Below are 4,022 nucleotides of genomic sequence, written 5' to 3' on the forward strand. Positions count from 1 at the left end.
CCACCGCCGGCGACCGGCACTGCCGGGCAATGGCTGGGCTTTGCGGCGCTGGCGGCGTTGTTAATCGGCGGTATTGTTGTGGCGGCAACGAATCAACGAATGAGAGGAACGAATTAACGAATAGTGATGTACCAATGGAAAGCCGCACGGCGGTGTGGCTCCTACAGCGGCGTGATCATACGGCAAGGGTGGGAGGCGGTCGACGGCGGGGGGCCGGTCGAGGGTAACCCCGCACGGCAATGCGGCTCCCTGATCGAGCCAACGATACATCGTATTATCTCTCTGCAACGCCAATGCGCGTGCCGTCAATAGTGAGAGGATAGGGGGTTAACGACACAATGCGCACCAGTGTCTGGCTCGTTCGCCATGGCCAAACCGAAGCCAACCGTGCTCGCCGGTATCTGGGCCGTGGCGATAGCCCGCTGACCGAGTACGGCCTGCGCCAGCACGCAGCGGCGGCGAATCGGCTGCGCGCGTTGCCCTTTACCCATGCTATCGCCAGCCCTACCCAGCGCACGCGCGCGTTGGCTGCGGCCCTGCTGCAGCATCGTTCCATCCCGTTGCGTGAAGACCCGCGCTGGATCGAGGTTGATCAGGGTTTGTGGGAGGGACTAACCTACCGTGAAGTAGGGCAACGCTTCCCAACCGATGCCCAAGCACGTTGGGCGTTAGGGATAAACGGGCGACCTACCGGCGGCGAGAGTCTGGCTGAGGCGGCGACGCGGGTGGCGGCAGCGTGGCAGGAGCTGTTGGCAAACTATCGCGGCGGACGGATTCTCGTGCTGACCCATGCCACACCTATTCAACTAGTGCTCTGTTTTTGTTGTAATATCCCGATCGCTGAACACTGGCGCTGGCGGATCGATTTGGGTAGCATCACTGCGCTTGATATCTACGGCGCGTCAATTATTATCCGCACGGTGAATACCGTGCCTCCTCTCGGAGGATGACTATGAGCGAATCGCCGGCTCGACCTGCCAATGGTCTGCTCGAAGCCATCCGGTTTCTCACCATTATCCCACTGCCCGGCCTGCCGCCGATGAACGAGCAGAGCGTGGCGCGGGCGATTCCGTGGTTCCCGGCGGCCGGGTTGGTCATCGGTGGTGCAATGGTCGTCGTCGATGCGGTTGCCCGCCCGCTTTGGGGTGATCTGGTGGCGGCAGTGTTGGTCGTCGCCACGTGGGGGATTGTCACGGGCGGCATGCACCTCGATGGTGTCAGCGATACGTTTGATGCAGTGATGAGCTGGCGCTCGCGTGAGCGCAAGCTCGAGATTATGAAAGACAGCCGGATCGGCGCGATGGGAGCGATTGCGCTGATCATGACCATCTTGCTCAAGGTGGCGTTTATTGCCGGCGCAACGGTGGTATGGCCGGCGTTGCTGTTAGCGCCGATACTTGGCCGTTGGGCTGATTGCTACGGCATCTATCGCTTCCCACCTGCCCGTGAAGGTGGGTTGGGCCGGATGTTTAACTCACACGTCCAGCAGCGCGATCTCTGGCTCTCGTCGGTGCTGATGTTGGGCAGCGCATGGCTGATCGCCGGTCTTGCCGGGATTGTCGCTGCGGCGTTGGTGCTCGCGGTCGCGCATCTGCTGGCACGCTGGTGGGTGCGCGATTTGGGTGGTCTTACCGGTGACACCTATGGCGCAATGTGCGAAATCGGTGAAGTAGTCGTATTGGCAGTGCTGACAGTAAGAATATGAACGCGATAACGCAAGGTCACAATGATGGCAACGGTGCGAAGGAGATAAGGATATTTAGTACGCCTTTGCGCACACCGCGCCTTGGCATTTCTAACGCCACGCACCTTCGCATCCGCTTTGCCTTGGTGGTGCCACACCTTGCGTCTTTGCTCACGCTGCGTCTTAGCGCTTGACGAAAGGCTCACTATGCACACCCGCACATGGCTTTGGTGGCTGGTCGCCGCTGCTGCGATCGCGACGCTGGCTCCCCACCCGCTCTACCATATCTTGTTGATGCTCGCAGTGACGTATGTCTTTACAGCCCGGCGCGACGATCGCCCGCTGGCGCACAGCTTCACGCTCTTTGCCCGCGCCGGCGCGATCCTCTGGCTCGGTTATATCATCTTCGCCGTGGTGACGGTGGGTGGGCCGCGCGGCGCGACGGCGCTCGTTACATTACCCGCTTTGCAACTGCCGATTTGGCTGGGCGCGATTGTGCTGGGTGGGCCGATCACCGCCGAAGCGCTTGCATGGGGAGCGACGCGCGGGTTGGGGTTGTGGGCCTTACTGCTGATCTTTGGCGCGTTTAATGCGCTCGTCGATCACCATCGGCTGTTGCGATTAGCGCCGCGCTCGCTCTTCCACGCGGGGTTGGCGATCACGATCGCAATTGCCTTTGCACCGGGGTTAGTGCGATCCATCCAAACCATCACTGCTGCCCAACGCGCGCGTGGTCATCGCTTTGGCGGCCTGCGCAGTTGGTGGGCGCTGGCCGGGCCGCTACTGGCCGGCAGCCTCGAACGGGCGCTGCAATTGGCTGAGGCGTTAGAGGCACGCGGTTATGGACGCACGCTTGCTGCAACCCCAGACACTGGACGGATGCTCATACTGCTGGCCGGTCTCAGCAGTCTTGCCGGTGCGTTGATCGGCTGGCTCTGGGCCGGCCCGGCGGCGTTTCCGCTGATGGCTCCGCTCGCCGGTGCCGGGCTGATCCTCACCGGCTGGGCCGCCCGTCAACTCAGCCGGAGCGTGCCGCGCACCACCTACCGGCGCGAACGCTGGCACCGCCACGACACTATCGCCTGCATCAGCGCTGGCATAGCGTTGATCACCATTGCCGCGCTGCGCCTGCTCGAACCAGCCGTGCTGGTCTATTATCCCTTCCCAACCATCTCCCTTCCCACCTTCGATCTGCGGGTGGGCGTAGCCATAGTATTGCTGGCCGTGCCTGCCTTGCCGCTGCGCACACCCCTGCCGCGCCGCGCCCGCCGCATCGTTACCGATCGACGCGCTGCCCGCCGCACAGCAGCCCAACAAGGTGCGTTCGCGGATTGAGCGTGATGCGAGGGATTACACTGTGTACGAGATGACCGGGTGGCGATTGGCTCTTCGCTATGCGTGGATGACTGCTACAGGCGAGACGATAGGAGGGATGTGCCATGCGCCCTTACGATACCTCTGCTGTTTGAACCGTCGCTCGTTGCGGCCATTCATCCCATGTGCGGCCATCGAGCACGCGACCGGTGCGATGTTTGCGCGGACCACCCCATTGCTTGAAGAAAAACGCCACTCCTGCCGCCTGACACTGATCGCGAATCTCGCGCACCCACGCCGGATCAATTGGTCGCGCTCCCGGCCCCGACTCGCCACCCACGATCACCCAATCGATGCCATCCAATGGAAGATTCGGCAATGGCCCCAACAACGGTTCGCACGACAGAAACTTGATCGTCGCGCCGGTCTCGCGTAGGCGATGGATACGATCAAGATAGTCGGCTCGCTCAACGCTGACTCCCATCCAAACATTTGATGGCCACGCCAGCAACGGATCAAGCTCGTGTAATCGTTCGGCCCGCTTGGTCAAGACCTGAAACGTATGCCAGTGTGCTTGGGTCATGACGGCAAAGACCTGCTGAATGAAGGTCACCGGCACATCGTGATGAAAGAGATCGCTCATCGAATTGACAAAGATCATGCGCGGTTGCTTCCACTGCAATGGCTCAGGCAGCGTGTTAGGGTGGAGCGTGAGACGAAACCCGTTGCGATACTTTTCCAGCCCCATTGCCTGTAAGCGCAACGCCATCCGCTCGGCGTAGCAATGTTTGCAGCCGGGACTGATCTTGGTACAGCCGGTGAGCGGATTCCATGTGGCTTCAGTCCACTCGATACTGCTGCGGGCCATAGTCTACTCCAAACAGAGGAACAAGCCGATCTATTTGTATTGTAGCACAAATGTTTAGGTCTGATGACTAAGAATATGATCAGCAATCTTGAGTGCGGTAGGAGCGCCTTTTGGATTGCCAGCAGCAAAGCAGAGCAAGTAGATCGGGTTGTTCCG

The 4,022-nt window shown here is 60.8% G+C and carries 4 protein-coding genes; 3 read left to right on the plus strand and 1 reads right to left on the minus strand.

Going from position 1 to position 4,022, the window contains the following annotated elements; genetic code table 11:
* Positions 1–338 precede the first annotated feature (338 nt).
* From Q1A59_RS04265 to Q1A59_RS04275, 3 genes are all read left to right on the plus strand, one after another.
* Positions 339–950 (plus strand): histidine phosphatase family protein, encoded by a 612-nt coding sequence (locus Q1A59_RS04265; RefSeq protein WP_299644023.1) that lies wholly within the window; start codon positions 339–341, stop codon positions 948–950.
* 2 nt (positions 951–952) lie between these two features.
* A complete protein-coding gene (gene cobS, locus Q1A59_RS04270) occupies positions 953–1,705 on the plus strand; it encodes an adenosylcobinamide-GDP ribazoletransferase (RefSeq protein ID WP_298402438.1) in 753 nt (250 codons plus the stop codon).
* A 186-nt stretch (positions 1,706–1,891) separates the two neighbouring features.
* The gene (locus Q1A59_RS04275; RefSeq protein WP_298489926.1) at positions 1,892–3,019 is read left to right on the plus strand and encodes an energy-coupling factor transporter transmembrane component T; all 1,128 of its coding nucleotides are present in this window, start codon (positions 1,892–1,894) and stop codon (positions 3,017–3,019) included.
* Between the two features lie 112 nt (positions 3,020–3,131).
* Here the strand turns inward: Q1A59_RS04275 and Q1A59_RS04280 are convergent, their stop codons facing one another.
* Positions 3,132–3,866 (minus strand): DUF5131 family protein, encoded by a 735-nt coding sequence (locus Q1A59_RS04280; RefSeq protein ID WP_298402436.1) that lies wholly within the window; start codon positions 3,864–3,866, stop codon positions 3,132–3,134.
* Positions 3,867–4,022 lie beyond the last annotated feature (156 nt).

The organism is uncultured Chloroflexus sp., from assembly GCF_937951745.1.
Classification (GTDB): domain Bacteria; phylum Chloroflexota; class Chloroflexia; order Chloroflexales; family Chloroflexaceae; genus Chloroflexus.

Coding starts and splice junctions, on each gene's coding strand:
- Q1A59_RS04265 (WP_299644023.1), top strand. CDS start 339: ATGCGCACCAGTGTCTGGCTCGTTCGCCATGGCCAAACCGAAGCCAAC.
- cobS (WP_298402438.1), top strand. CDS start 953: ATGAGCGAATCGCCGGCTCGACCTGCCAATGGTCTGCTCGAAGCCATC.
- Q1A59_RS04275 (WP_298489926.1), top strand. CDS start 1,892: ATGCACACCCGCACATGGCTTTGGTGGCTGGTCGCCGCTGCTGCGATC.
- Q1A59_RS04280 (WP_298402436.1), bottom strand. CDS start 3,866: ATGGCCCGCAGCAGTATCGAGTGGACTGAAGCCACATGGAATCCGCTC.